We start from the raw sequence: 25,416 nt of genomic DNA, 5'->3' as shown, positions 1-25,416 counted from the left end.
CGGGCGCGAACCGGGCCGCAAGCGGTCCGGTGAAGAATTGACTGAGAGCAAGAGGCCATCTTTAACGCGACCCGTCGATCAGCAGCAGGCGGCCGGCGGCGCTTTCGATGGCTTGCGCGGCGGCGTCGATGCGGGCGGCGAACAGGCCGGCGGCGACGGCGGCCGGGATGGCGACCAGCAGGCCCGCGGCGGTGGTCAGCAGCGCCTGCCAGATGCCGCCGGCAAGCACCGAGGCGTTGGCGGCGCCTTGCGCCAGCTCCAGTTCCTGAAACGATTGGATCATGCCCAGAACGGTGCCGAGCAGCCCCAGCAGCGGGGCAACCATGGCGATCAGCTCCAAGAGGCGGATCAGCGAGTTCATCCGGCTCACCTCCTCATTGCCGCGGCGTTGCAGCTCATCCTGCAGCAGCGGGCCGCGCAGGCCGTCCTGCAGTGCCTGCATGGCATAACCCATCACCCGGCCGGCGGGGGATGGGTCGGTCCCGATGCTTTGCTGAGCACGTGTGCGGTCGCCGTCCCGCCACAGGTTCAGGGCCTGTTCGCGGGCCGCCGCGCCGGAACGCACCGGCCAGAGCTGGATCAGCTTCACCGCGATCACGGTTACCGACAGCAGCGACATCAGCGCCAGGAGCGCAATCACCGGGCCGCCGGTGCCGAGCATATCCCAGGTGCCGCTCATGGCTTATTTCACCAGCGGCGCGGCGGCGCGGGAGCCGAGGTCGAGGATCGGGAAACAGTCGATCTGCTCCTCGTTCTGGGGCTGGCAGGAGGTGATGTCATGCAGCAGGATCTCGGAGATGTTGCCGCAGGCGATTTCCGGAATCTCGAACAGTTTCAGGGTGGTGCGCTGGACCGGCAGCGGGGCGGCATCAATCGACAGCAGCCGGTCGATCACCCCCTGGCCGTCGAGAATGGCGAGCGACATCTCGAAGCCTTCGAAGCTTTTGCCGGTCTGGTTGCGGAACAGGAAAAAGGCGCGGCAGCCGCCGCCCTCGATCTCCTCGGTCTTGTTCAGCTCGACCCGCAGCGGGCCGGTTTCCGCCGCGGCGGCGAGCGGCAGGCAGATCAGGGCGAGGGCAGTCAGCAGGCGGGTCAGGGGCATCACTGTCTCCGGGGTGCGGTGGGAGGCCCAGCCCGCAACCGCTGCGGGCCGGGCTGTTGTTCGGGTCAGGCCAGGGCTGTCAGCGCCTTTTCGATGCGGTCCATGGCATCGCGGGCGGAGTCGAGGTCGCGGCGTTTCAGGTGCCGGGCGGCCACGTGCAGGGCGCGGGCCAGCCGGCTGCGGGCCTTGCCCGGGGCGCGGGCGACGCTGGCCTGCAGCGACTGGGCGCGCTTGACCTGCGCGCCCAGGCTGCGCTGGTCCATTTCGCGCTGGCCGCGTTTCATCGCCTTGCCCTCATCCTCGCGGTCCTTGCCGGTGCGGGCGACAGCGCGTTCGATCACCACGATCATCGTCTCAGCCTCCTGCAGGCGGCCCTGGTTGATCAGGCTGACGGATTTCGCCAAGGCGCGCTTGAGCTTCAGTTCCAGCGGGCCGGGGGCGAGGCTGATCCGCGGCTGGATGCGCTTGAGGCGGCGTTTCAGCGGCGCGACGGCCTTCTTGTCGATGCCGGGAGCGGAAATGCCGGCGGCGGTCTCCTCTGTCACCTGGCCCTCGGGCTTCTCCGGCTTGAGACTGTCCAGCAGGTTGCCGCCGTCGTCGTAGAACAGCACGTTGACCTTGGGCTTGCCGCGCTTGAGGAATTTCTTCAGCTCAGTGATCATGCGCTGCGGCGCGGTTTCGCAGATCATCTCCATCGCGCCGGAGCGCACCACATAGGTTCCCCAGGCCATTGGCGGCCCGCCGCCTTCCTTCTTCATCGGGGGTTTCAGGGTTTCCGGTTTCTTGCCCGGCTGGATCATCAGAAGCGGTTCTTTGCTCTGGTCCAGACAGAAGGCAAAGCTCATCCTTTTCTTGGCGCCCTCGCGGACCATCGCTTTGACTTCCTTGCCGGAAATGCGCTCAATACTCATTATTCACCCGCCTCAAAAAGGTGTGAAAACATTTGACTTTAGGATGCCGATAAGGCTCTCTTGGGGTCAAGTTTTTGTTTGAGATTAGGGCATCCTTAACCGCCAGTTCTGAAAAGGGTGGGGGGCTGCTTGACGTTACGTTAACAAGGCCGCAAAACCGGAAGAAAAAGCGGGGGGGCGATTAGATGGATCCGGCAGTATTGCTGCAGTCCAAAGGGGACGATTCGCCCAGCGGCGACAACCTCGAATACGACCCGGCCTTCACCGAGATGGAGCTGGCGGCTCAGCCCGGGGAAGAATCCGTTGTCGGCAATGAGACGATCGCCGCCACGGATCCGGATTACCGCGAAGTTCAGAAGAAAGCGCTGGAGGTGCTGGAGCGCAGCCATGATCTGCGCGCGGCGGTGTTCCTGGGCGATGCGCTGCTGCATTCCGAGGGTCTGCCCGGCTTTGCTGATGTGACCACCTATATCCGCGGCTGCCTGGAAGAGTTCTGGGAGACTTGCCATCCGGAGCTGGATGAGGATGACGGCGACCCGACGATGCGGATCAACGCGGTGCAGGACATGTGCGGCCAGCCGGACGGGATGGCGGGAGCGTCGCCGCTTTACCGCTCGCTGCGGCGGGCGCCGCTGACCGAAAGCCGCGGCTTCGGCCGGTTCTCCCTGCGCGACATCGAAATTGCCGAAGGCATGATGACCGCGCCCGCGGACATGGAGCATATCCCCGACACCGCCACCATCGGCGCCGCCTTTCAGGACAGCGATGAGGATCTCATCGCGGAGCGGCTGGCGGCCATCGAGACGGCGGAGAAGAATGTCCGGGCGATCTCGGCGGTGTTTGATGCGCAGACGCCGGGGCAGGGGCCGGATCTGAGCGCGCTGATCAAGCTGCTGCAGCAGATCGCCAAGCGCATCCGCAGCTATACCGGTGCCGGTGCGGATGAGGCTGCCGAGGATGGCGCCGAAGAGGATGAGGCCGTGGAGGCCGGGGCAGCCGCCCCGGCTGCGGCTGCAGCGGGCCGGCCGGCGGGCGCGATCAACTCGCCCGCGGATGTGTCCAACACGCTGGACCGCATCATCAGCTATTACCGGCGCGCGGAACCTTCCAGCCCGCTGCCAATCCTGCTGGAACGGTGCAAGCGGCTGGTGGGGGCCGACTTCCTCACCATTATGAAAGACATGGCCCCGCAAGGGGTGGATAACGTCCACCTGATCGGCGGCATCGAAGACGACGATGACTGACGGACACGGCAGACAGCCGCGGCGGACCCCGCCGCGGTACCCGTGACAGCAAGACGAGCAAGGAGACCTAGATGGCCGGAAGTTCACAGAAATTCATTGCACGCAACCGGGCCCCACGGGTCCAGATCGAATATGACGTGGAGCTGTATGGCGCCGAAAAGAAGGTGCAGCTGCCGTTTGTGATGGGCGTGATGAGCGACCTGGTGGGCAAATCCGAAGTGGAGCAGCCCGCGGTGGCGGACCGCAAGTTTCTGGAAATCGACGTGGACAACTTCGATGACCGGATGAAGTCGATGGCGCCGCGCGCCGCCTTTACCGTGCCCAACACGCTGACCGGCGAGGGCAACCTGGCGGTCGACATCACGTTTGAGAGCATGGACGATTTCAAGCCCGCAGCCATCGCCGCCAAGGTGGAGCCGCTGCGCGAGCTGCTGGAAGCGCGCAGCCAGCTGTCGAACCTGATGACCTACATGGACGGCAAGACGGGCGCCGAGGATCTGATCTCCAAGATCATTCAGGATCCGAGCCTGCTGAAAACCCTGGCCGCGCAGCCGAAACCCGGCGGTGACGCCGAGAGCGAAGAATAAAAGGGGAGGACAAAGATGGCTGAAGAAGAACTCCAGGCGGAAGCCGCTGCCGGTGAAGCCGCCTTTGGCTCTGCCGAATTTGCCAACCTGCTGCAGAAGGAATTCCGCCCCAAGTCGGATCAGGCCAAGACTGCGGTGGAGAGCGCGGTCAAGACCCTGGCCGAGCAGGCGCTGGCAAACTCCGCACTGATTTCCGACGACGCGCTGCGCTCGATCGAGAGCATCGTGGCGGAGATCGACAAGAAGCTGACCGAGCAGGTGAACCTGATCCTGCACAATGAGGATTTCCAGCAGCTGGAAAGCGCCTGGCGCGGGCTGCATTACCTGGTCAACAACACCGAGACGGACGAGCAGCTGAAGATCCGGGTGATGCCGATCACCAAGAAGGAAATGTCCAAGACCTTGAAGAAGTTCAAGGGGACGGCCTGGGATCAGTCGCCGCTGTTCAAGAAGATCTACACCGAGGAATTCAGCCAGCTAGGCGGCGAGCCCTATGGCTCTTTGGTGGTGGATTATCACTTTGACCATTCGCCGCCGGACATCGAGCTGCTGGGCGAGCTGTCCAAGATCGCTGCGGCCGCGCATGCGCCGCTGATCACCGGCGCCAAGCCGACGCTGTTCCAGATGGACAGCTGGTCGGAACTGTCGAACCCGCGCGACCTGACCAAGATCTTCCAGACCCCGGAATATGCCGCCTGGCGCAGCCTGCGCGACAGCGAGGATGCCAAATACGTCGGCCTGGCGATGCCGCGGTTCCTGGGGCGTCTGCCCTATGGCTCCAAGACCGACCCGGTGGAGGAGTTTGCCTTTGAGGAAGACACCGCAGGCGCAACCAGCGAGAAATACGGCTGGGTCAATGCGGCCTACGGCATGGCGGTGAACATCACCCGGTCGTTCAAGATGTACGGCTGGTGCTCGCGCATTCGCGGGGTGGAAAGCGGCGGCACGCTGGAAAACCTGCCCAGCCACACCTTCCCGACCACCGATGGCGGCGTCGATCAGAAATGCCCGACCGAGATTGCCATCGACGACCGGCGCGAGGCGGAACTGGCGAAGAACGGCATGATGCCGCTGATCCACCGCAAGAACACCGACGTTGCGACCTTCATGGGCGCGCAGTCGCTGCACAAGCCGGCCGAGTACGACGATCCGGACGCGACCGCCAACGCCAACCTGGGCGCGCGGCTGCCGTATCTGTTCGCCACCTGCCGCTTCGCCCACTATCTGAAGTGCATGGTGCGGGACAAGGTCGGCTCGTTCAAAAGCCGTCAGGACATGGAATCCTGGCTGCAGGACTGGATCAACAACTACGTTGATTTCAACGCGGATATCTCCTCGGAGAACGAGAAGGCGCGCAAGCCTCTGGCCGCAGCCGAAGTGGTTGTGGAAGAGGTAGAGGGCAACCCGGGGTATTACACCTCGAAATTCTTCCTGCGCCCGCATTACCAGCTTGAGGGGCTTTCCGTCTCGCTGCGGCTGGTATCGAAACTGCCCTCGGAAAAAGGAGGCTGATTTCCCACTCTCCAGCCTCACTCCCATCATACTGCAGTAGAGTTCTTAGTTTTTGAAAGGATAGAAAAATGGCTGCAAATATGTTCGTGCAAATCTCGGACATCGAAGGCGACGCCACCGAGGAACAGCACAAGAAATGGATCGTCGTTCAGTCCGCGAGCTGGAACGTCGAGCGTGCCGTGGAAATGACCGATCTGGGTTCGACCCAGCGGATGCATGCGAACTCCAACTTCGGCAAGGTCGAGCTGACCTCGCAGATGGGCAAGGCGTCCAACGGTCTGGCCCTGTCGGTGGCCAACGGTACCGTGCGCCCGGAAATCGTCATGCACTGGTGCCGTTCGGGTGACAGCGCCAGCCAGGGCCTGCTGGTCTATTCGACCTGGAAGTTCAAGGATGTGGTGGTGGACAGCTATTCCATCTCTGCCAGCGAAGACGGCATCCCGGAAGAGACCTGGTCGCTGGCCTATGCGTCGCTTGAGCATGAGTACAAGTCGACCAACCAGAAAACCGGTAAACTCACCACTGAAGGCACCTTCAAGTGGAACGTGCAGACCGGCAAGGTCGAGTAAAGCTTTGCGCTGGCCCCGGGCGTATCGGCGCCCGGGGTCCGTTTTTTCTGAAGCATTTGCAGCATCCATCCACGTTGCGGAGTAGAGCCCCATGACACCCGAAGAGCATCTGAAGGCCGGTGATCCCAGGGCGGCGCTGGAGGCGCTGCAAGCCAAGATCCGCGCGGACGCGAGCAACGCCAAGCTGCGGGTTTTCCTGTTTCAGCTGCTGTGCGTGCTGGGCGACTGGAAGCGTGCGATTGCCCAGCTGAAGGCGGCGGCGGGGCTGGATGAAGGCGCCACGGTGATGGCGCAGGCCTACCGGGAGGCGATCATCTGCGAGGTCTACCGCGAGAAGGTCTTTGCCGGGGAGAAATCGCCGCTGATCCTGGGCGAGCCGGAGGAATGGCTGGCGCATCTGATCGAAGCGCAGAAGCTGCTGGCAGCCGGCAATCCCAAGGAGGCCGCGGAGCTGCGCGCCAAGGCGTTCGATGCGGCACCGGCCAGCCCGGGCGAGGTGAACGGCAAGCGGTTTGAATGGATCGCGGACGCTGACATGCGGCTGGGGCCGGTGCTGGAGGCGATTGTGAACGGCAAGTATTACTGGCTGCCGTTTTCCAAGATCGTCTCGTTCGAGGCAGAAGAGCCGAGCGACCTGCGCGATGCGGTCTGGACAGCCGGAACCCTGACGCTGGCGGGAGGCGGTTCGGTGGCGGCGATGATCCCGACCCGCTATCCCGGCAGCGAGAAGGCGGACGGGCTGTCGATGCTGGCGCGCGCCACCGTGTGGCAGGATGCCGGCGGGGAAACCTATACCGGTCTGGGCCAGCGGCTGCTGGCGATCGGCGATGAGGACATTGCCATCATGGACGTGCGCACACTCCGGATGGATGGGCACGGCGAAGAGAATGGCTGACAAGACACTGGCCGAGCGCCTGCAGCCCTCGCTGCTGGACCGGCTGACCGACAATGCGCCAGGCGATCAGAAGGAAACCCGCGAGAGCCGGGTGATCGACTTGGTGCGGCTCAGGGAAATCATCCAGCGCGATCTGTCGTGGCTGTTGAATACCCAGAATGTCGAAAGCCATTTCGACGCGGAGAAATACCCGTCGGTGTCGGCCTCGGTGCTGAACTACGGGCTCGTGGAGGTGGCGGGCGAAGCCTCGACCTCTGAGAAGGCGGAAGCGATCCGGCGGTCAATCAAAAAGGCGATTGCCACCTATGAGCCGCGGATCATCGACGGCTCTGTCGATGTGCGGCTGCAGGAGGGGACCGACGCCACCGAGATGACCGTCGGCCTGGAGATCCGCGCCGACATGTGGGCGCAGCCGATGCCGCTGGAGCTGTATCTGCGCAGCAAGGTCGATCTGACCACCGGCGAAGTGGAAATGGAAAGGGCGCTGTGACATGGATACACGGCTGCTGACCCATTACGAAAACGAGCTGAATTACCTGCGCGACATGGGCGCGGAGTTTGCTGCTGCCTATCCCAAGATCGCCGCCCGGCTGGGGATGGAGGGGGTCGAGGTGCTCGACCCTTATGTGGAGCGGCTGCTGGAGGGCGCCGCCTTTCTGACCGCGCGGGTGCAGCTGGAGCTGGAGCTGCAGTATCCGAACTTCACCTCGAACCTTCTGGAAATCATCTATCCGCATTACCTGGCGCCGACGCCGTCGATGATGATCGCGGCGTTTGAGCCGGATGCGGCGAACTCGGCGGTGAAAAGCGGCTATGTGCTGAAGCGCGGCGCCACCCTCAGGTCGCGGCTGACCGAGGGCGAGCAGACGCCCTGCGAATTCCGCACCGCCGCCGATCTGACGATGTGGCCGATCCAGATCACCGAGGCGCAGTATATTGACGGGCGCGGCGGGCTGGTCGCGGCGGGCGTGGCCACCGGCTATGACGCGCGGGCGGGCATCCGGCTGCGCATCAAGCGGATTGATGGCGATCCGATCAGAAAGCTGGAGATGGACAAGCTGTCGCTGTACCTGTCCGGCTCCGCGGGCAACAGCTGGCCGCTGCTGGAGCTGCTGTGCACCCAGGTGCAGGGGATCGTGGCGCGCTCAACCGACCGGCGGGCGGACTGGCAGCTGCCGCTGCGCGGCGCCAAGGTGGTGCAAAAGGGGTTCAGCCCCGAGGAGGCGCTGCTGCCGCTGCCGCGCCGGGTCTATGACGGCTACCGGCTGCTGCAGGAATATTTCGCGATGCCGGAGCGGTTCCGCTTTGTCGAGCTGCAGGGGCTGCGGGCGGGGCTGGAGAAATCCGCCGACAGCGAGGTGGATCTCTATATCCTGCTGCGCGAAGGCATGCCCGAGGTGGCCCCGATCGTGGTGCCGGAGGTGTTCCAGCTGAACGCGGTGCCCGCCGTGAACCTGTTCGAGAAGCGCTGCGACCGGGTGCGTATTGCGCCGATTGATACCGAGCATCACGTGATCCCGAACCGCACCGCGGGCCTCGATTTCGAGGTTTATGCGCTGCAAAGCGTGGTCGGGATCAGCGGCGAGGGCGAGGACGACGTGGTGTTCCGCCCGTTCTATTCCGCCAATGACTTCACCGCGGCGGGCGAAAGCCACCCGGCCTATTACACCGTCAAACGGCGGATGCGGCAGCGCTCTGAGAAGGAGCGTTTGCGCGGGGTGCGCAGTTCTTACCTGGGATCGGAGGTGTTCCTGACGCTGGTGGACCGGGCGCAGGTGCCCTATTCGCCGGGGCTGGAGCAGCTGGCGGTCACCGCGCTGTGCACCAACCGCGACCTGCCGATGCTGCTGGCCACCGGCAATGACGATGTGTTCCACCTGCCCGAGGGCGGGCCGGTCAAGAAGGTGACGCTGCCGGTGTCGCCCACCCGCCCGCACCCGACGCTGGCGCAGGGGGACACCGCCTGGCGGCTGATCTCGCACCTCAGCCTGAACTACGTGTCGATTGCCGAAACCGGCAAGGGCCAGTCGGCGGAGGCGCTGCGCGAGCTGGTCGGGCTGTATGCGCCGCTGGGCGACCGGGTGACGGAAAAGCAGCTGGAGGGCATCCTGTCCGTTGGCGCCCGGCCCATCGTGCGGCGGATGAGCGACGAGGTGCTGTCGACCGCGGTGCGCGGCCTGGAGATCACCCTGGGCTTTGACGAGAGTTTTTTCGAGGGCAGCAACATCTATGCGCTGGGGGCCGTGCTGGAACGGTTCTTCCGCGGTTATGCCAGCATCAACTCATTCACGGAGACAGTCCTGAAGACTGAAAAACGCGGGGAAATTGCCAGATGGCGACCGGAAAAGGGCCTTGGCCGGATGATCTGAGCCTCTATGGCCGGCTGGCTGCGGAGCCTGAGAAACACCACGTTTTTCAGGCCCTGAGGGTGTTGGAGGCGCATTTCGGCGACGCCCCCCGCCTTGGCGAAAGCCGCCGCCCGCGCCAGGACAGGCTGCGGCTGGGGCAGGAGGCGGAACTGGCCTTCCCGCCCTCGACGATTGCCGCCTTCCAACCGGCGGAGGGTGATAAACCCGCGGTGCTGACCAACCGCTTCTTCGGCCTGTTCGGGCCGCAAGGACCGTTGCCGCTGCACCTGACCGAATACGCCCGCGACCGCAAAAGGAACCACCGCGATCCGACGATGGTGGCCTTTGCCGACATGCTGACGCACCGGCTGATGAGCCTGCTGTTCCGCGCCTGGACGCAAGGTTCGCCCGCGGTCAGCTTTGACCGGGCCGATGATCCGATGGCGCGCAAGGTGGCGTCTCTGATCGGTTATAATGGCTTCAAGTTCACCGGCCGGGACGAGATGCCCGACCTGGCCAAGCTGCATTTTGCCGGCCACCTGGCCCGCGGCGCGAAGAACCCGGACGGGCTGGTGTCGATCCTGGCAGCGTTTTTCGAGGTGCCGGTCAGCCTGGAGGAATATGTCGGCAGCTGGCTGGAGCTGGAGCCGGACGACCGCTGGGGCCTGGGCTATGGCGGGCTGGGGCAAAGCACCAGCATCGGCGAAAAGGTGTGGAGCCGCACCGCCAAGTTCCGCATCCGCATCGGGCCGCTGACGCTGAAGGATTACGGGCGGCTGCTGCCGGGCGGTGAAGCGCTGAAACGGCTGCGCGCAATTGTGCGCTCTTATGTTGGCGATGTGCTGGATTGGGACGTGAACCTGGTCTTGGCGGGCGATGAGGTGCCGCGCGCATCCCTGGGCGGCACCACCCGGCTGGGGCACACCAGCTGGATCCGCTCGCGCCCCGATCCGGATGCGGACCAGCCGGACGTGAATGATTTGTACCTGTACCCGGGATTTGGCGCCGGGGCTGAAGAGCGAGTAGAGGGAGGGATTTAAGATGACCGAGATCAGCCGCGTGGCGCTGTTTGGCAAGCTGAACAAGCTGGGGTACCAGGCCGTAGAAAGCGCAACCGTGTTCTGCAAAATGCGCGGAAACCCCTATGTCGAACTGGTGCATTGGATGCATCAGCTGCTGGCGCAGCAGGACAGCGATCTGCACCGGATCATTCAGCATTACGATCTGGACACGGGCAAGATTGCCGCCGAGCTGACCCGCGCCCTGGACATGCTGCCGCGCGGGGCGTCGACGATCTCCGACCTGTCGGACCACCTGATGGACGCGATGGAGAGGGGCTGGGTCTGGGGCTCGCTGCTCTACTCCTCGGGCCAGGTGCGCAGCGGGCATCTGCTGTTGGGGATTTTGAAGACGCCGGCCCTGCGCAATATTCTGTCCACCATGTCGCCGGAGCTGGCGAAGATCGGCGCCGATGATCTGGCGGATAACTTCCATGAGGCCACCGATGGATCGCCGGAGGAACGGCTGGGGGCGCAGGACGGCTCCAACGTCACCGGCGGCGGGGCGGAGCCGGGCGAGGCGTCCGGCGCGATGGCGCCGGGTGCGATGGGCAAGGGCGAGGCGCTGGAACAGTTCTGCACCGACCTGACCGAGCAGGCCCGCAATGGCGAGATCGACCCGATCGTGGGGCGGGACGAGGAAATCCGCCAAATCGTCGACATTCTGATGCGGCGGCGGCAGAACAACCCGATCCTGACCGGCGAGGCCGGGGTGGGCAAGACCGCGGTGGTCGAGGGCTTTGCGCTGAGGATTGCGCGCGGTGATGTGCCGCCGGCCCTGCACGATGTGCGTCTGCTGGCCCTGGACGTGGGGCTGCTGCAGGCCGGTGCCAGCATGAAGGGCGAGTTCGAGAACCGCCTGCGCCAGGTGATCGACGAGGTGCAGGCCAGCCCGGTGCCGATTGTGATGTTCGTGGATGAGACCCACACGCTGGTGGGGGCAGGGGGCGCGGCGGGCACCGGCGATGCGGCCAACCTGCTGAAACCGGCCTTGGCGCGCGGCACCCTGCGCACCATCGGCGCGACGACCTGGGCCGAGTACAAGAAATACATCGAGAAAGACCCCGCGCTGACCCGCCGCTTCCAGGTGGTCAAGGTCGAGGAGCCGGGTATCCCGAAGGCGGTTCTGATGATGCGGGGCATCGCCTCGATGCTGGAACAGCACCACCGGGTGCAAGTGCTGGACGAGGGGATCGAGGCTGCCGTCAGCCTGTCGGCCCGCTATATCCCGGCGCGGCAGCTGCCGGATAAATCGGTGAGCCTGCTTGATACCGCCTGCGCCCGCGTGGCGGTGAGCCAGCACGCCGTGCCTGCCGAGGTCGACGACAGCCAGCGCCGGATCGAGGCGCTGACCACCGAGCTGGAGATCATCGGCCGCGACGAGACTGCCGGTTACGAGGTTGCCGACCGGCGCGAGGCGGTGCAGGCCGCCAAGGCTGCCGAGGAGGAGCGGCTGGCCGGGCTGACCGAGCGCTGGAACAAGGAAAAGGCGGTGGTCGAAGGCATTCTGGAGCTGCGCGCCAAGCTCCGGGAGGGGGCCGCGCCCGTGGACGCTCCGGCTGATGCCGGGGACGACGCGGCGGAGGGCGCTGCCGATAGTCCGCTGACGGAGGATGAGCGCGCGGAGCTGATGCAGGCGCTGAAGGACAAGAACGCGGAGCTGGAGGCGCTGCAGGGCGACAGCGCGCTGATCCTGCCGATTGTCGACCATCAGGCGGTGGCCTCGGTGGTGGGCGACTGGACCGGCATCCCGGTGGGCCGGATGGTCAAGGACGAGATCCAGACCATCCTGAACCTGGAGGAGCATCTGGCCAAACGGGTGATCGGCCAGGACCACGCGATGAAGATGATCGCCAAGCGGATCCAGACCAGCCGGGCAGGCCTCGACAACCCGAACAAGCCGATTGGTGTGTTCATGCTGGCCGGCACGTCCGGTGTCGGCAAGACCGAAACCGCGCTGGCGCTGGCCGAGGTGCTGTATGGCGGGGAACAGAATGTCATCACCATCAACATGTCGGAATACCAGGAGGCTCATACGGTCAGCAGCTTGAAAGGCGCGCCGCCGGGTTATGTCGGCTATGGAGAGGGCGGGGTGCTGACCGAGGCAGTGCGGCGCAAGCCTTACTCAGTCGTGCTGCTGGATGAGGTCGAGAAAGCGCACCCGGATGTGCATGAGATCTTCTTTCAGGTGTTCGACAAGGGCGTGATGGAAGACGGCGAGGGCCGCGTGATCGACTTCAAGAACACGCTGATCCTGCTGACCTCCAACGTCGGCACCGAGACGATCATGGACCTGTGCTCCGATCCCGATCTGATGCCGGAGCCGGAGGGCATGGCCAAGGCGCTGCGCGATCCGCTGCTGAAGGTGTTCCCGCCAGCGCTGCTGGGGCGTCTGGTGACGATCCCCTATTACCCGCTGTCGCCGGACATGATCGCCGAGATTACCAGGCTGCAGCTGGGCCGCATCCAGAAGCGGGTCGAGGAGGCGCACGGGGTGCCGCTGGTGTATTCGGATGCCGTGGTCGACAAGATTGTCGAGCGCTGCCAGGAGCTGGAGTCCGGCGGCCGGATGATCGACGCCATTGTCACCAATTCGATGCTGCCGGATATCTCCAACGAATTCCTGCGCCGCCTGATTGAGGGCACGGAGGTCAAGAAGGTCGATATCGGCGTCACGGACGGCGAGTTTTCCTACGCTTTCGAGTAACGCGGTGCCAGGCAGCCGGCCTGCGCATTGAAATTAAACAGTCACAAGGGAGAGATCTGATGGCCAAGACAACAACCGTTAAGCATAAGTTCTATGTCGTTGATCTGGTGCGGTCCAAGCCCAAGCTGCAATACATCGAAATCCCGAAATACCGGGTCGATGTGGAGCTTGAAGTCACCACCACGGGCACGCTGAAAAAGCCTGATCCGGCGCCCTCGACCAAACTGAAGCGCCTGGAAGAAGCCGGCATGGCCGAGCTGGAGCGCTATGAGAAGGTGATCACCGAAGAGGCGGTGAAGCTGGACGCCAAGGTCGGCAAGCTGATGGAGACGCCCGGGGCGGCGGCGCAGAAAGAAGCGGAAAAGATGATCCAGGCGACCAACGCCTCGATCAAGAACGCGATGGATTCGGCGGAAGGGGCCGCCCAGAAGGCCATCGAAGCGCGGCTCAAAAAGGAAGCCCAGGGCGACAAGCTGCTGAAGGAGGCGCGGGTCAAGACCACCCTCAAGGTGGGGCTGGGCACGATCAAGATCGCAGGCTCCGTGGCCAAGCTGGTGGCGACCTCCGGGGCGGATGTGACCTCTTACAAGACCATCGTGACGGAGGTTGTGAAGCTGGGGCTGGAGATCAATCAGCAGCTCAAGAACGAGGCCAAGCTGCGCAAGGATCTGTATACCGGGATCCAGGCCTATATCACCCTGCGCGGCACCGTTCTGATGCAGGCGGCGGAGCGGCAGGGGATCACTGACACGTCGGGGATTTCGGTGAAAAAGCCGATTGAAGCGATCAAGAAGCTGACCGCCAAGGCGCTGGCGATGGGCGAAGAGGTGACCAAGGGCAAGGACGCCAAATCCATCGCCAAGAACCTGCTGGATGCCACCGTCAAGGGGATCTCGGCCAAGGTGAATGACGCTGAGAAAGCGCGCAAAGCCTACCGCGAGCACACCACCAAGACGCGCGGCAAGACCGACAGCCTGGGCGTTTCTGCGGACAAGCTGATGAAGAAGGTGCGCGCGTCGAAAACCCTGAAAGAAGGCGTGAAGCTGGGCGCGGAATGCATGACGCTGAAACGCGCCGCCAGCGAACTGGCCGCCAAGCTGAAGGAGCGCGAAGCCTATCTGGAGGAAATGCAGGCCCTGATGGAGGGCAACGGCATGAAGATCGACGACCAGACGACGATCCAAAAGCTTAAGGAGCTGGACAAGAAGTCGATTGCCTCGGAAGCGGCCACGCTGATGGGCGCAATCAAAACCGTCAAGACCTTGGTGGACAACGTCAGCAAGGCGGTCGCCTGATCCGGACCGGCAAAGCAATGGCCCGGCCCAAAGCCGGCCGGGCCGCAGACAGGGAGAAGACCAGTGGAAACCCAGGCCAGCACCGGCATGACGCTTCGGGACCGCGCCCGCGAATTCGTCGAGCGCCCCTGGGTGACGAATACCATTCTTGGCATCATCATCTTTAACGCCATCACCCTGGGCCTTGGCACCTCTGCGGCGGTGCGGGCGCATGCGGGCGGGCTGCTGGATGTGATCGACACCGCGGTTCTGACCATCTTTGTGCTGGAGCTGGCGCTGAAGCTGTTTGCCTATGGGTTGCGGTTCTTCTCCTCTGCCTGGAACATCTTTGACCTGGTTGTGGTCTCTTTCGGGCTGCTGCCGGACAGTCAGGGCCTGTCGGCCTTGCGCGGCCTGCGGGTGGTGCGCGCCCTGCGCCTGCTGTCGGTCATCCCGCAGATGCGCGCGGTGGTGCAGGCGCTGCTGGATGCCTTGCCGGGCATGGGCGCGGTGATCGTGATGATCTCCATCGTGTTTTATGTCTTCGGCGTAATGGCGACGATGATGTACGGGCAGGCCTTTGACGAATGGTTCGGCACGCTGGGCCGGTCGCTCTATTCGCTGTTCCAGATCATGACGCTGGAAAGCTGGTCGATGGGCATCGTGCGCCCGGTGATGGAGGAGTTCCCCTTTGCCTGGTCGTTCTTTGTGCCCTTCATCGTGATCACCGCCTTTTCCGTCCTGAACCTGTTCATCGGCCTTCTGGTCAACACCATGCAGTCGGCGGTGGAGGCTGAGGCCGAAGCGGAGTTCGAGAAGCTGCGGGATCTGGTGAAATCGGAAACGGACGTGGTCGATGCCCATGTCCTGGAGCTGCATGAGCAGATCAAGGCGCTGAGGGCTGAGATCGCGGAAATGAAAGGGCAGGGCAATGGCTGACAGCTCGCAGAAATTCATCGCCCGCAACCGGGCGCCGCGCGTTCAGATCGAATATGAAGTGGAGCTCTATGGCGCCGAGAAGAAGGTGCAGCTGCCCTTTGTGATTGGGGTGATGAGCGATCTAATTGGGAAATCCAAGGTCGAGCAGCCCGCGATCGCAGACCGCAAATTCCTGGAAATTGACGCCGACAACTTCGATGAGCGGATGAAGGGGCTGGCGCCGCGCGCCGCCTTCACCGTGCCCAACACGCTGACCGGCGACGGCAATCTTTCGGTTGATCTGACGTTTGAGAGCCTCGCCGATTTCTCGCCCGGTGCCATTGCCGCCAAGGTCGATGCGCTGCGGCCGCTGCTGGAGGCGCGCACTCAGTTGCAGAACCTGATGGCCTATATGGACGGCAAGACCGGGGCCGAGGCGCTGATCGAGACTATCCTTAACGACCCGTCGCTGCTGGCCGCGGTGTCGGCGCCGGCGGCGGATGCTCAGAGCGCGGCGGCGCTCGACTCCTTGCGCACTCTGGAGCTTCCGGAGGCGCGGGCGGACACCACGGGTGACGTGCTGGCGGGGCTTGCCGCACAGGCCCCGGAGGACGCTGAGGCAGAGGATGCTGCGGGCGGCGTTCTGGCAGGGCTGCGGGCGGCAGCGCCCGAGGAGCCGGAAGCAGATGATGGTGCAGCGGATGTGCTGGCCGGCCTGAGTGCGGCGGCACCAGAAGACGAAGACCAGGGCGATGAAGCCGGGGAGGCGCTGGCCTCGCTGGCTGCTGCGGAGCTTCCGGACGCCGGAGAGAGTGAGCAGACGGGCGCCGTGCTGGAAGGCTTGGCGCAGGTAGAAATGCCCGATGCGGAAGAGGATACGTCCGGCGCTGTGCTCGCCGGGCTGGCGGCGCAAGAACCTGAGGAGCCCGCCGCGGAGGATGCCGCTGGCGCGGCGCTGGAGAGCCTTGCGGCGGTTGAGATTGCTGAGACCGCGGCGGAGGACGCTTCGGGCGTGCTGGACGCGCTGGCGGATCTGGATGTGCCGGAGGCCGCTGTGGAGGAGGATCATTCTGCGGTACTGCAGGGGCTCGCCCCGGCCGAGGTGGAGGACGAGGCTGAAGACGCTGCAGGGGCGGCGGCCTTGGAGAGCCTGGCGGATGCAGCCGAAGAGGAAGACGCCGCCAGCGAAACAGAGGATGCGCTGGAAAGTCTGGCCGCTGGCGGGATTGAGGACGCGGAAGACGCTGAAGCGGAGGACATTCTTGAGGGATTGCTGGATGCCGCGCCGGACGACGCGCCCGAAGAAGATGATCTGAGCGCCGTTCTGGACAGCCTGGAAACACCGGAAGAGACCGAAGAAGCGGACGCCGCCGGGGATGTTCTGGCTGGTTTGGCGGTTGATCTGCCGGAAGGCGATCCGGAGGATGAGACGGATCTGGACGATATCCTGGGCGGCCTTGACGCGCCGGATGAAGAGACCGGTGAAGTCGGCCTGACTGCAGCGCTCGACACGCTGGAGGCGCCGGAAGACGAGGAGGGTGAAGACAGCGGCTTGGATGATCTGCTCGCGGACCTCGGCAGCGGCGTGCTGGAAGACAAGGCCGAGGAAGACACCGCTGATGTGCTGGCGGAACTCGCAGGGGCAGACGAGGCGGAGGACACAGACAGCGGTGATGCGGATCTGGATGCGCTTTTGTCTGGCGGGCTGGATGAGGATGACGATCTGGACAGTCTGCTGGGCAGTCTGGGTGCGGAGGAAGACACGGAGAGCGATCCAGATACACTGTTGGGCGATGCGGCGGACGAAGCGGTTGCAGAGGACGCGGCAGAGGATAGCGGTTTGGATGATCTTCTCAGCGGCTTGGACGCGGGGGAAGAGGAGGACAGCGCCGATCTGGACGCGCTTCTGGCTGATGATGAGGCCGCCGAAGAAGACGGCGGTGATGATCTGGACGCCTTGCTGGGCGGATTGGGCGAGACGGTAGAGGACGCCGGGGAGGATGCCGGGGACAGCGGTCTTGATGATCTGCTGGGCGGTCTGGATGACGATGGCGGCGAAGAGTCCGGCGACGCTGACGGTGATGATCTGGACGCGCTGCTGGGCGGGCTGGATGAGGATGAGGCCGGGGAGGATGCCAGCCTGGATGACCTGCTGGGCGGCCTTGGCAGCGATGAGGACGACGACGGCGATCTGGACAGCCTTCTGGCCGGTCTTGGTGAAGAAGCGGACGCTGAAGAGGCGGACGGCGCGGAAAGCGCCGAAGATGACCTCGATGCGCTGCTGGGCGGGCTGGGGGACGCGGATGCGGATCTGGACAGCCTGATGGGCGATGACGGGGACGTGGACCTGGATGATCTGCTCGGCGGTCTTGGCGATGACGATGAGGACACCGCCGGGGATGGCAGCGATGATCTGGATGCGCTGTTGGGGGATCTGGACGACGGCGGCAACGCGCCAGCGGCAGAGACTGCCGGGGCGGAACTCTCGGACGAACCGGAGTTTGCTTATGGCACCATGAGCGCGGAGCGGCCTGCCGCGCAGAAGCTGGCGCGCAAGCGGTTCCGGATGGCCGTTCTGGGCGATTTTTCGGGGCGAGCGGCCAAGGGGCAGCTGGAGACCGGCGATGCGCTGGCGGCGCGCAAGGCGATCCTCTTGGACCCGGATACGGTTGAGGATGTGATTGAGCGCTTTGCCACCGAACTGGTGCTGCCGATTGGCAAACAGGGCGCCGGGATTGCGGTGAAACTGGAGGATCTGGATGGTCTGCATCCGGATGAACTCTATGAGAATGTGGAGCTGTTTTCCGAGCTGGCGGGCCTGCGCAAGCAGCTGCAGAGCGGCGCGACGGCGGATCACGCCGCAAAAACGCTGAAGGCCTGGGCGGAGAAATACGGCACCAAGGCGCGGGCGCCCAAGCGGACCTCGGCAGGGAATGCGGTGCCTGCGGACAAGCGGCTGAGCGCCTTTCAGCAGCTGATCAAAGATACCGGTATCACCCCGCGTGCGGCCTCGCCGGTGGAGGACCTGCTGGCGCGGGTTGTCGGCCCTCATATCCGGGCGCTGCCAGACCCGGACCTGGCGGCGATGCAGAAGGCGGTGGATGAGGCCTTGTCTGATGCGATGCGGCTGGTGCTGCATCATCCGGAGTTCCAGTCGGTCGAAGCGCAGTGGCGCTCGCTGGATCTGATGGCGCGCTCGATCGAGGCGGACGATACGCTGGATGTGGTGCTCTATGACATCTCGGCAGAGGAGCTGGCGGCGGATCTGGCGGCGGAGGACGATCTGTCCAGGACCGGCTTGGTGCGGCTGCTGACGGAGGAGCCGCTGGACGAGGAAAACGGGCGCGGCGGCTATTCGGCGCTGATCGGCATGTATCAGTTCGAGGAAACCCCGCCGCATGCAGAGCTTTTGGGCCGGATCGCGCGGGTGGCGGCGCATGTGGATGCGCCGTTCTTTGCGTCCATTTCGCCGGAGTTCCTGAAAACGCCCAAGGCGGAGCGGACCAAGCTGGTGGCGGAGGCCTGGGACACGCTGCAGGGCATGGTGGAGGCTGGGCATCTGGGGCTGGTCAGCCCGCGGTTCTTGCTGCGGCGCCCCTATGGTGAGAAAACCGAACCCTGCTATGAGTTTGATTTTGAGGAGTTTACCGAAACGGAAGGCCTGAAGGGTATGCTTTGGGCCAATCCGGTGGTGCTGGTGGCGATCCTACTGGGCCGGTCCTTCAAGGAGTTCGGCCCGTCGCTGCAACTGGGCAAGATCATGTCTTTGGGGGGAATGCCCTATCATTATGTGAGCGACAGGTTTGGCGACCAGGTGGCGCTGCCCTGCACGGAGCGCAATATCGACCTGAACAAGATTGCGATGGCGCAGGAGCGCGGGTTCATGGCGGTGAGCGCGGTCAAGGGACGGGACGAGGTGCGGCTGACCTCCTTCAACTCCTTGAAGGGCAGCCAGATCCTGGGGCCCTGGACCGGACTGCCGGCGCCTGAGCCTTCGCCGCCGGACCCGCGCGGGCGGCCGGAACCGCCGGTTCCTGCAGGCGGCGGCGATGAGGAAGATTTGGACCTAGGCAGCGATGACGGCGGCGATTTCGGCCTGGATGATCTGGACCTCGGGGAAGATGACGACGGCCTGGATCTGAGCGGCCTGGATTTCGACGCTGAGGACGGCGGCCTAGATGATCTGGATGACCTTTTGTCGTCGTTTGGGGATGACGGCGATGAGGATGACGATGACGGCGGCGAGGAAATGGATGCAGAGCTCGCCGCGCTTTTGGATGATTTGTGATGCGTATGTTTGAGAACACTGCCGGCGATTACCGGACCGGTTCCCGTCGCGGAAAGGAGGAGACATGGTTGTAAGCAAGGGCCATGAAAACGACCTCGTCTGGATGTCGGGGACTTATGCCACCGACGGCCTGATGATGAGCCGGGCCATCGTGCGCGAGGGGCTGAGCAAGCTGACCGAGACCACCATCGAATTTGCCGCCACCAAGGCCCAGCCCAAGCTGGAGGACCTGGTCGGCAAGCAGATGAACGTGCATGTGATGCGCCAGCAGACGGAGCATCAGTTCAACGGTATCTGCGTCTCGGTCGAGCATCTGGGGTTCCGCAACGGCTATGAGATGTTCGTGGCCGAAGTGCGCCCCTGGTTCTGGATGCTGACGCGGACCTGCGATCTGCGGGTGTATCAGGACAAGACCACGGTCGAGATCATCAAGCAGCTGTTCAGCGAATACGGTTTCAGTGATTTCACGGACAAGCTGAGCGACAGCTATACCACACGCGAATACTGCCTGCAGTACCGCGAGAGCGACTTTAATTTCCTGTGCCGCCTGATGGAGGAAGAGGGGATCTATTACTATTTCGAGAGCCCGGTTGGCGAAACCACGCGCGAAAAGCTGATATTGTGCGACGGGGTCAGCGGCCATTCCCCGATCAACGGCGGCGCGACCGTCGAGTTCCACGCCCGCGACGACAGCGACCGGCGGCGCGAGGAGCATATCTCCGAGTGGACCAAGGATGAGCGCGTGACCCGCGGCAAGGTCACGCTGAACGATTTTGATTTCCTGACCCCTTCGGCGGATCTCAAGGCCACCTCGGCAATTGCCAAGGGCAAGCATTCCTACAAGGACTATGAAGTCTACGACTACCAGGGCCATTACCGGAAGGATTCCACCCTCGGCACCAAACTGGCGCGGGTGCGGATGGAAGCGGAAGCGATCAGGCACATCCGCTGGCGCGGCGCCTCCAGCGTGCCGACGCTGGTCACCGGCTGCACCTTCACCATGAAGGAGCACCCGGTGAGCGAGAATAACAAGGAATACCTGGTGATTGATGCGGAGCATCACATCAAAGTGGCCTGGGATTACGGCGAGCGGGAAAGCCAGAAGCGGAAGGAGGTCGCCACCAAAGGCGCAATGCGCCGCGATCTGAAGGCGAAGAACATGGATGTGCCGGCGGAGATGGAGCACGACGTTTATGCCTCGACCTTCGGTGCGATCCTGAAATCCGAACAGTTCCGGGCGCCGCTGGTGACCCCCTGGCCTGAGGTGCAGGGGCTGCAGACCGCAACTGTGGTCGGCCAGAGCGGCGAGGAGATCTGGACCGATGAGCACGGGCGCATCAAGATCCAGTTCCACTGGGACCGGGAGGGCAAGAAGAACGAGACGTCGTCCTGCTTTGTGCGGGTGATGACGCCCTGGTCCGGCAAGAACTGGGGCATGGTGGCCATCCCGCGGATGGGGCAGGAGGTTGTAATCCAGTTCGAGGATGGCAACCCGGACCGGCCGATCTGCACGGGCATGCTTTACAATGCCGAAACGATGCCGCCCTATACCTACCCGGACGATCAGACCCAGCTGGGGATCAAGACCAACTCCTCCAAAGGCGGCGGCGGCTATAACGAGCTGATGTTCGACGACAAGAAGGACAGCGAACTGATGCGGGTGCAGGCGCAAAAGGATCACCAGATGCTGGTCAAGGACCGCTCGACGGTGACGGTTGGCCTGGATGCGCCCGATCCGGAGGTTACGTCTGCGGATGAAAAGAGCTATGTGTTCACCGTCCAGCAGCACATGACGGAAACCGTGCACCAGGGCGACCGCACCGAAGTGGTGGAGACCGGCGACAAGTCGGAGACCATCCAGACCGGCAACATGACCCTGGACATCGACACCGGCAACCTGACCGAAACGATTGCCCAGGGCAACCATACGGAGACCGTGTCGCTGGGCAATCTGACCGTCGATGTGACCGCGGGCAAGATCGCGATGAGCGCAGGCCAGGAAATCAAGCTGACCGTGGGGGCCTCAGAGGTCAAGATCGACAATTCCGGCGTCACCATCAAGGGGCCGATGATCAAGATCGAAGGCACCGGCATGGTCGAAGCAAAGGCACCGATGACCACCGTGAAGGGCGAGGCCATGCTGACCCTGAAGGGCGGCCTCACGATGATCAACTAGGTGGTGCAGATGCCGGGAAGATTTGAAAAGCTGGTCAAGATGCCCGCCGATCCGGTGGCCAAGCTGCTGTCGCGGGCAAATGTGATCCTGAAGACGCCGCTGGAGGCGCCGCCGACGGCGCAGGCCGGGGCGGTGCTGGAGGAGCTGGACCGCAAGGGCGCGCTGGTCGATCTGTTGCGGGTGCTGGCGGTGCTGCTGCCGCCGCGGGAACGGGTGTGGTGGGCCTGCCTCGCCGCACGGGACTATATCGGGCCGCGGTCGGACAAGGACCCGGCCGCGCTGAAGGCGTCCGAGGCCTGGGTGTTCGAGCCCACCGAGGAAAACCGCGACAAGGCGCGGATCACCCTGGATCATGCCTATGTCGATGATGACACGGTGAATTGCGCGCTGGCGGTGCTCTATGCCGCTGGAACGCTCGGACCCGGAGAATTGAATCAATATCCTGCCCCCGCAGGGGCCTCTGAGGCGGCCGCCTTTGCCATGAATATGGTGGCCTTGGGTCAGTTGTCTGATAAGTTTGAAGAACACGGCGGCGTTCTGGTGGAACGCGCGCTGGATATCGCGCGCGGGGGCAAGGGACAGGTGATCGAAGTTCCCCAGCACGCGGCGCAGGACTGACAGGGAGGATGTAACAGATGGGAATGCCACAGGCCCGGGTGACGGATCTGCATGCCTGCATGCTGCCCTCCACCCCGCCGCCGCCGGTGCTGCCGGTGCCGACGCCGATCCTGCCGCCCTGCGCAGTGACCGTGCTGGTTGCCAACTTGCCGGCCGCGCGCCTGGGGGACATGTGCACGGCGGCACCGTCGCCGCACCCGATCATCAAGGGCTCGGCGACGGTGCTGATCAACAATATGCCGGCCGCGCGGATCCTGGACAACACCGCCTGCGGCGGCATGGTCGTCAAGGGTGAATTCACCGTTCTGGTGGGAGGTTAGGCCCAATCATGGGAGTGACGCTGAAGTTTCAAAGCTCGGGCGCGATGCCCGGCGATGCGGCCCCTGTTCCGATGCGGGGGCCAAGCCTGACGGTGGGGCGCGGGGCCAGCTGCGATCTGGTGCTGCCCGATCCGGACCAGATGCTGTCGCGCAATCACTGCGTGATCGAGGATCACAACGGCAATGTGGTGGTGGTGGACCTCAGCTCCAACGGCACCTTTCTGAATTATTCCAAGATCCCGCTGGGCCGGACGCCGACACCGCTGAACAATGGCGATGTGCTGTGCATCGGCAATTATGAGCTGGTGGTGGAAATCCGCGACGACCTGATGGACCTCGGGGACCTGATCGCGGCGCCCGCGGCGCAGGCGCCCGTGTCGCCCGGCAACGCCGCCAATGCGCCCGATCCCCTGCAACTGTTTGAGGATAGCGGCCCGGGCGGCGATTTCCTGGATGACCTGCTGGGCGAGGGGCCGAAGGGGCCCGCGCAGCTGAACCCGGTCGACCCGATTGACGAGCTGCTGCCGCCGCTGGGCGAGGACGAGGATCCGTTCTTCCAGAAAACCAGCGACGGGCGCGAAGGCGCGGGGGCCAGCCTCGCCAACCACAACCCCACCGCCTCGGACGGGTTTGCCGCGCCTGCCGCGCATTCGAGCATGATCCCGGACGATTGGGACGACGAGTTCCTGTCCGGCATCGGCGGACCGGATGAGCCGGAACCGCAACCCGAGCCGCCGCGTGAGGTTCCGCCGCCGCCGCAGGAGGTGCCGCCTTCGCAGCCGCCGCAAGAAGCGCCGCCCCAGGAAACCCCGCCTCCGGCACCGCCGCAGGAGGTTCCGCCTGCGCCGCCAACGGAAATTCCGCCCTCTCAGGACGGGGGCAGCCGGGCGCTGCCCTCTGCCGGAGCACAGGAGGCGATTGAAGCTTTCCTCAGCGGGGCGGGCGCCGAGATCAGCATCGGCCCGGAAGATCATATCAGCACCATGGCGCGCATGGGCCGGGTGATGCGGACGCTGGTCGCGGGGTTGCGGGAAATCCTGATGACGCGGACCTCGATCAAGTCGGAATTCCGCATCGAGCAGACGATGATTTCGGCCGGCGGAAACAATCCGCTGAAGTTCTCGATCACGCCGGAGCAGGCGGTCGAGGCGATGGTGCGCCCGGCGACCAAGGGCTATCTCAGCCCGGAAACCGCCGCCGAGGAGGCGCTGAAAGACATCAAGGCGCATGAGGTGGCGATGGTCACCGGTATGGAGGCGGCGCTGAAGGGCGTTCTGAAACGCCTCGACCCCAAGGCGCTGGAGGCGCAGATCGAGGACAAGGGCGGCCTCAGCGGCCTCCTGCGCGGCAAGAAGGCCCGTTACTGGGACGTTTACGAGCAGCTTTATGCGGAGATTTCCGACCAGGCTGAGAATGATTTTCACGACCTGTTCAGCCGCGAATTCGCGCGGGCTTACAAGCAGCAGCTGGACAGGCTGAAGGACGGATAAGCGCCGCGCCGCTGGCGCGCGTCTGCAAGGAAGAGGAGATCCCGGTGTCCTGGGACAGCAAGGTACTTTGGACGGAGGGGCTGTTTTTGCAGCCGCATCACTTCCAGCAGTCCGACCGTTACAACGAGGCGCTGGTGGCCGGTCTGGCGCGGCGGCTCAGCCCTTATGCCTGGGGCGTGAACGGGCTGGAGATTGACCACGAGGCGCTGAAGATCGGCCAGTTTGCGGTCAAGTCCTACGAGGGTCTGACCCATGACGGCACGGTGTTCCGGGTGCCGATGGCGGATCCGCATCCGCCGGCGCTGGAGGTGCCGTCCACCGTCAAGGACTGCATCGTCTACCTGACCGTCCCGCAGCGGCGCCAGGGGGCGGTCGAGGTCGACCTGAGCGGCGCCGAACGCTCCGCCAGCCGCTTGCGCCCGGACAAGCAGGAAGTGACCGACGTGACCTCCTCCGAGCGCAAGCCGGTGCAGCTGGACGTGGGCAAGATGCGCCTCCAGTTCGCGCTGGAGGTGGATGATCTGGCCGACCTGCTGGCGATCCCGGTCGCGCGCATCATCGAGGTGCGCCCGGACAAGGAGATCGTGCTGGATCAGGCCTTTATCCCGTCCTGCCTGGATGTGCGCGCGGCGCCTGCGCTGAACGGTTTCCTGCGGGAGCTGGAGGGCTTGCTGGCGCACCGGATGGAAGCGCTGGCAGGCCGCCTGTCAGATGCGGGCGGCGCCCGGGGTGTGGCGGATGTGTCGGACTTCATGCTGCTGACGGTGGTGAACCGGCTGTTGCCGCAGGTGCGCCATCTGCGCAATATCGAGAACCTGCACCCCGAACGCCTGTTCACCCTGTGCGCCGGGCTGGCCGGGGAGCTGTCGGTGTTCATGTCGGCGGACAAACAGGCGCCGGAGTTTCCGCCCTATACCCATGACAACCTGGTCGCGTGTTTTGCGCCGGTGATCCGGGTGCTGCGGCAGTATCTGAGCTCAGTGCTGGAGCAGAACGCGATCCCGATCAAGCTGGAAGCGCGCAAATACGGCATCTCGGTGGGCGTCATTGCCGACCGCAAACTGCTGGGCAATGCCGGTTTTGTGCTGGCGGTCAGTGCCGACATCCCGGCCGAGGACGTGCGCAAGCATTTCTCGGGTCAGGCCAAGATCGGACCCGTCGAGGAAATCCGCCAGCTGGTGAATTCGGCGCTGCCGGGGATCACCCTGCGCCCGCTTCCAGTGGCGCCGCGGCAGATCCCCTATCATTCCGGCGTGGTCTATTTCGAGATGGACGCGGACAGCCCCTATTGGCGCAAGATGACCACTTCCGGCGGGATCGCGGTGCATGTGTCGGGCCAGTATCCGGGGCTCAAGATGGAGCTTTGGGCGATCCGTAATGCATAAGGGAAGGCGCTGAG

General features: G+C 64.2%; 20 protein-coding genes and 1 pseudogene. 18 read left to right on the top strand and 3 right to left on the bottom strand.

The window, feature by feature from the left end; genetic code table 11:
- Window positions 1-61 precede the first annotated feature (61 nt).
- From PHA8399_RS02770 to PHA8399_RS02760, 3 genes are all read right to left on the bottom strand, one after another.
- Window positions 62-679, bottom strand: coding sequence for a MotA/TolQ/ExbB proton channel family protein (locus PHA8399_RS02770; protein ID WP_058284685.1), 618 nt, complete (start codon window positions 677-679; stop codon window positions 62-64).
- A gap of 3 nt (window positions 680-682) precedes the next feature.
- Complete coding sequence (locus PHA8399_RS02765; protein ID WP_058284684.1) at window positions 683-1,102, bottom strand: hypothetical protein; 420 nt, start codon at window positions 1,100-1,102, stop codon at window positions 683-685.
- Window positions 1,103-1,167: 65 nt separating this feature from the next.
- Window positions 1,168-2,013 carry a hypothetical protein gene (locus PHA8399_RS02760; protein ID WP_058284683.1) on the bottom strand — a complete coding sequence of 282 codons (846 nt, stop codon included), beginning with the start codon at window positions 2,011-2,013 and terminating at the stop codon, window positions 1,168-1,170.
- A gap of 185 nt (window positions 2,014-2,198) precedes the next feature.
- On the opposite strand from PHA8399_RS02760, the gene tssA reads away from it, so the two are divergent.
- The 18 genes and pseudogenes from tssA (at window position 2,199) to tssK (ending at window position 25,402) form a co-directional block, all read left to right on the top strand.
- Entirely contained in the window at window positions 2,199-3,257 is a 1,059-nt protein-coding gene (gene tssA, locus PHA8399_RS02755; RefSeq protein WP_058284682.1) for a type VI secretion system protein TssA, read from the top strand.
- A 71-nt stretch (window positions 3,258-3,328) separates the two neighbouring features.
- Window positions 3,329-3,844 (top strand): type VI secretion system contractile sheath small subunit, encoded by a 516-nt coding sequence (gene tssB / locus PHA8399_RS02750; RefSeq protein ID WP_058284681.1) that lies wholly within the window; start codon window positions 3,329-3,331, stop codon window positions 3,842-3,844.
- Window positions 3,845-3,859: 15 nt separating this feature from the next.
- Window positions 3,860-5,356, top strand: a complete 1,497-nt coding sequence (gene tssC, locus PHA8399_RS02745; RefSeq protein ID WP_058284680.1) for a type VI secretion system contractile sheath large subunit — start codon at window positions 3,860-3,862, stop codon at window positions 5,354-5,356.
- 68 nt (window positions 5,357-5,424) lie between these two features.
- Complete coding sequence (locus PHA8399_RS02740; protein WP_058284679.1) at window positions 5,425-5,925, top strand: Hcp family type VI secretion system effector; 501 nt, start codon at window positions 5,425-5,427, stop codon at window positions 5,923-5,925.
- Window positions 5,926-6,016: 91 nt separating this feature from the next.
- Complete coding sequence (locus PHA8399_RS02735) at window positions 6,017-6,820, top strand: type VI secretion system accessory protein TagJ (protein ID WP_058284678.1); 804 nt, start codon at window positions 6,017-6,019, stop codon at window positions 6,818-6,820.
- Complete coding sequence (gene tssE / locus PHA8399_RS02730; protein ID WP_058284677.1) at window positions 6,813-7,310, top strand: type VI secretion system baseplate subunit TssE; 498 nt, start codon at window positions 6,813-6,815, stop codon at window positions 7,308-7,310. The genes PHA8399_RS02735 and tssE overlap by 8 nt, the downstream gene beginning before the upstream one ends.
- A gap of 1 nt (window position 7,311) precedes the next feature.
- Window positions 7,312-9,189, top strand: coding sequence for a type VI secretion system baseplate subunit TssF (gene tssF, locus PHA8399_RS02725; RefSeq protein ID WP_058284676.1), 1,878 nt, complete (start codon window positions 7,312-7,314; stop codon window positions 9,187-9,189).
- Window positions 9,153-10,208 carry a type VI secretion system baseplate subunit TssG gene (gene tssG, locus PHA8399_RS02720; protein ID WP_058284675.1) on the top strand — a complete coding sequence of 352 codons (1,056 nt, stop codon included), beginning with the start codon at window positions 9,153-9,155 and terminating at the stop codon, window positions 10,206-10,208. Before tssF ends, tssG begins: the two co-directional genes overlap by 37 nt.
- Before the next feature lies 1 nt (window position 10,209).
- Window positions 10,210-12,933, top strand: coding sequence for a type VI secretion system ATPase TssH (gene tssH, locus PHA8399_RS02715; RefSeq protein WP_058284674.1), 2,724 nt, complete (start codon window positions 10,210-10,212; stop codon window positions 12,931-12,933).
- A 59-nt stretch (window positions 12,934-12,992) separates the two neighbouring features.
- Window positions 12,993-14,228 carry a hypothetical protein gene (locus tag PHA8399_RS02710; RefSeq protein WP_058284673.1) on the top strand — a complete coding sequence of 412 codons (1,236 nt, stop codon included), beginning with the start codon at window positions 12,993-12,995 and terminating at the stop codon, window positions 14,226-14,228.
- A gap of 87 nt (window positions 14,229-14,315) precedes the next feature.
- Window positions 14,316-15,146 (top strand): ion transporter, encoded by an 831-nt coding sequence (locus PHA8399_RS02705; protein WP_058284722.1) that lies wholly within the window; start codon window positions 14,316-14,318, stop codon window positions 15,144-15,146.
- A pseudogene (gene tssB / locus PHA8399_RS22760) lies at window positions 15,139-15,636 on the top strand (type VI secretion system contractile sheath small subunit); the annotation flags it as partial. The gene PHA8399_RS02705 and the pseudogene tssB (PHA8399_RS22760), both read left to right, overlap by 8 nt.
- A gap of 345 nt (window positions 15,637-15,981) precedes the next feature.
- Window positions 15,982-19,413, top strand: a complete 3,432-nt coding sequence (locus tag PHA8399_RS22905; protein ID WP_342027512.1) for a type VI secretion system contractile sheath domain-containing protein — start codon at window positions 15,982-15,984, stop codon at window positions 19,411-19,413.
- 64 nt (window positions 19,414-19,477) lie between these two features.
- Entirely contained in the window at window positions 19,478-21,589 is a 2,112-nt protein-coding gene (locus tag PHA8399_RS02695) for a type VI secretion system Vgr family protein (RefSeq protein ID WP_058284672.1), read from the top strand.
- Window positions 21,590-21,598: 9 nt separating this feature from the next.
- Entirely contained in the window at window positions 21,599-22,207 is a 609-nt protein-coding gene (locus PHA8399_RS02690; protein WP_058284721.1) for a DUF6931 family protein, read from the top strand.
- A 17-nt stretch (window positions 22,208-22,224) separates the two neighbouring features.
- Window positions 22,225-22,527: a PAAR domain-containing protein gene (locus PHA8399_RS02685; protein ID WP_027233865.1), complete on the top strand. Its 303-nt coding sequence runs from the start codon at window positions 22,225-22,227 to the stop codon at window positions 22,525-22,527.
- Window positions 22,528-22,535: 8 nt separating this feature from the next.
- Window positions 22,536-24,017 (top strand): type VI secretion system-associated FHA domain protein TagH, encoded by a 1,482-nt coding sequence (gene tagH, locus PHA8399_RS02680; protein WP_058284671.1) that lies wholly within the window; start codon window positions 22,536-22,538, stop codon window positions 24,015-24,017.
- 44 nt (window positions 24,018-24,061) lie between these two features.
- Entirely contained in the window at window positions 24,062-25,402 is a 1,341-nt protein-coding gene (gene tssK / locus PHA8399_RS02675) for a type VI secretion system baseplate subunit TssK (RefSeq protein WP_058284670.1), read from the top strand.
- The last annotated feature ends 14 nt before the right edge of the window (window positions 25,403-25,416 follow it).

The sequence above is a fragment of the Leisingera aquaemixtae genome, from assembly GCF_001458395.1.
GTDB lineage: Bacteria > Pseudomonadota > Alphaproteobacteria > Rhodobacterales > Rhodobacteraceae > Leisingera > Leisingera aquaemixtae.
The sequence above is the reverse complement of the archived record's forward strand: the minus strand, read 5'-3'. Positions and strand labels throughout refer to the sequence as shown.

Excerpts from the sequence above, each read along its gene's own strand:
- PHA8399_RS02770 (WP_058284685.1), bottom strand. The coding sequence starts at position 679 with ATGAGCGGCACCTGGGATATGCTCGGCACCGGCGGCCCGGTGATTGCG.
- PHA8399_RS02765 (WP_058284684.1), bottom strand. The coding sequence starts at position 1,102 with ATGCCCCTGACCCGCCTGCTGACTGCCCTCGCCCTGATCTGCCTGCCG.
- PHA8399_RS02760 (WP_058284683.1), bottom strand. The coding sequence starts at position 2,013 with ATGAGTATTGAGCGCATTTCCGGCAAGGAAGTCAAAGCGATGGTCCGC.
- tssA (WP_058284682.1), top strand. The coding sequence starts at position 2,199 with ATGGATCCGGCAGTATTGCTGCAGTCCAAAGGGGACGATTCGCCCAGC.
- tssB (WP_058284681.1), top strand. The coding sequence starts at position 3,329 with ATGGCCGGAAGTTCACAGAAATTCATTGCACGCAACCGGGCCCCACGG.
- tssC (WP_058284680.1), top strand. The coding sequence starts at position 3,860 with ATGGCTGAAGAAGAACTCCAGGCGGAAGCCGCTGCCGGTGAAGCCGCC.
- PHA8399_RS02740 (WP_058284679.1), top strand. The coding sequence starts at position 5,425 with ATGGCTGCAAATATGTTCGTGCAAATCTCGGACATCGAAGGCGACGCC.
- PHA8399_RS02735 (WP_058284678.1), top strand. The coding sequence starts at position 6,017 with ATGACACCCGAAGAGCATCTGAAGGCCGGTGATCCCAGGGCGGCGCTG.
- tssE (WP_058284677.1), top strand. The coding sequence starts at position 6,813 with ATGGCTGACAAGACACTGGCCGAGCGCCTGCAGCCCTCGCTGCTGGAC.
- tssF (WP_058284676.1), top strand. The coding sequence starts at position 7,312 with ATGGATACACGGCTGCTGACCCATTACGAAAACGAGCTGAATTACCTG.
- tssG (WP_058284675.1), top strand. The coding sequence starts at position 9,153 with ATGGCGACCGGAAAAGGGCCTTGGCCGGATGATCTGAGCCTCTATGGC.
- tssH (WP_058284674.1), top strand. The coding sequence starts at position 10,210 with ATGACCGAGATCAGCCGCGTGGCGCTGTTTGGCAAGCTGAACAAGCTG.
- PHA8399_RS02710 (WP_058284673.1), top strand. The coding sequence starts at position 12,993 with ATGGCCAAGACAACAACCGTTAAGCATAAGTTCTATGTCGTTGATCTG.
- PHA8399_RS02705 (WP_058284722.1), top strand. The coding sequence starts at position 14,316 with ATGACGCTTCGGGACCGCGCCCGCGAATTCGTCGAGCGCCCCTGGGTG.
- PHA8399_RS22905 (WP_342027512.1), top strand. The coding sequence starts at position 15,982 with ATGCCCGATGCGGAAGAGGATACGTCCGGCGCTGTGCTCGCCGGGCTG.
- PHA8399_RS02695 (WP_058284672.1), top strand. The coding sequence starts at position 19,478 with ATGGTTGTAAGCAAGGGCCATGAAAACGACCTCGTCTGGATGTCGGGG.
- PHA8399_RS02690 (WP_058284721.1), top strand. The coding sequence starts at position 21,599 with ATGCCGGGAAGATTTGAAAAGCTGGTCAAGATGCCCGCCGATCCGGTG.
- PHA8399_RS02685 (WP_027233865.1), top strand. The coding sequence starts at position 22,225 with ATGGGAATGCCACAGGCCCGGGTGACGGATCTGCATGCCTGCATGCTG.
- tagH (WP_058284671.1), top strand. The coding sequence starts at position 22,536 with ATGGGAGTGACGCTGAAGTTTCAAAGCTCGGGCGCGATGCCCGGCGAT.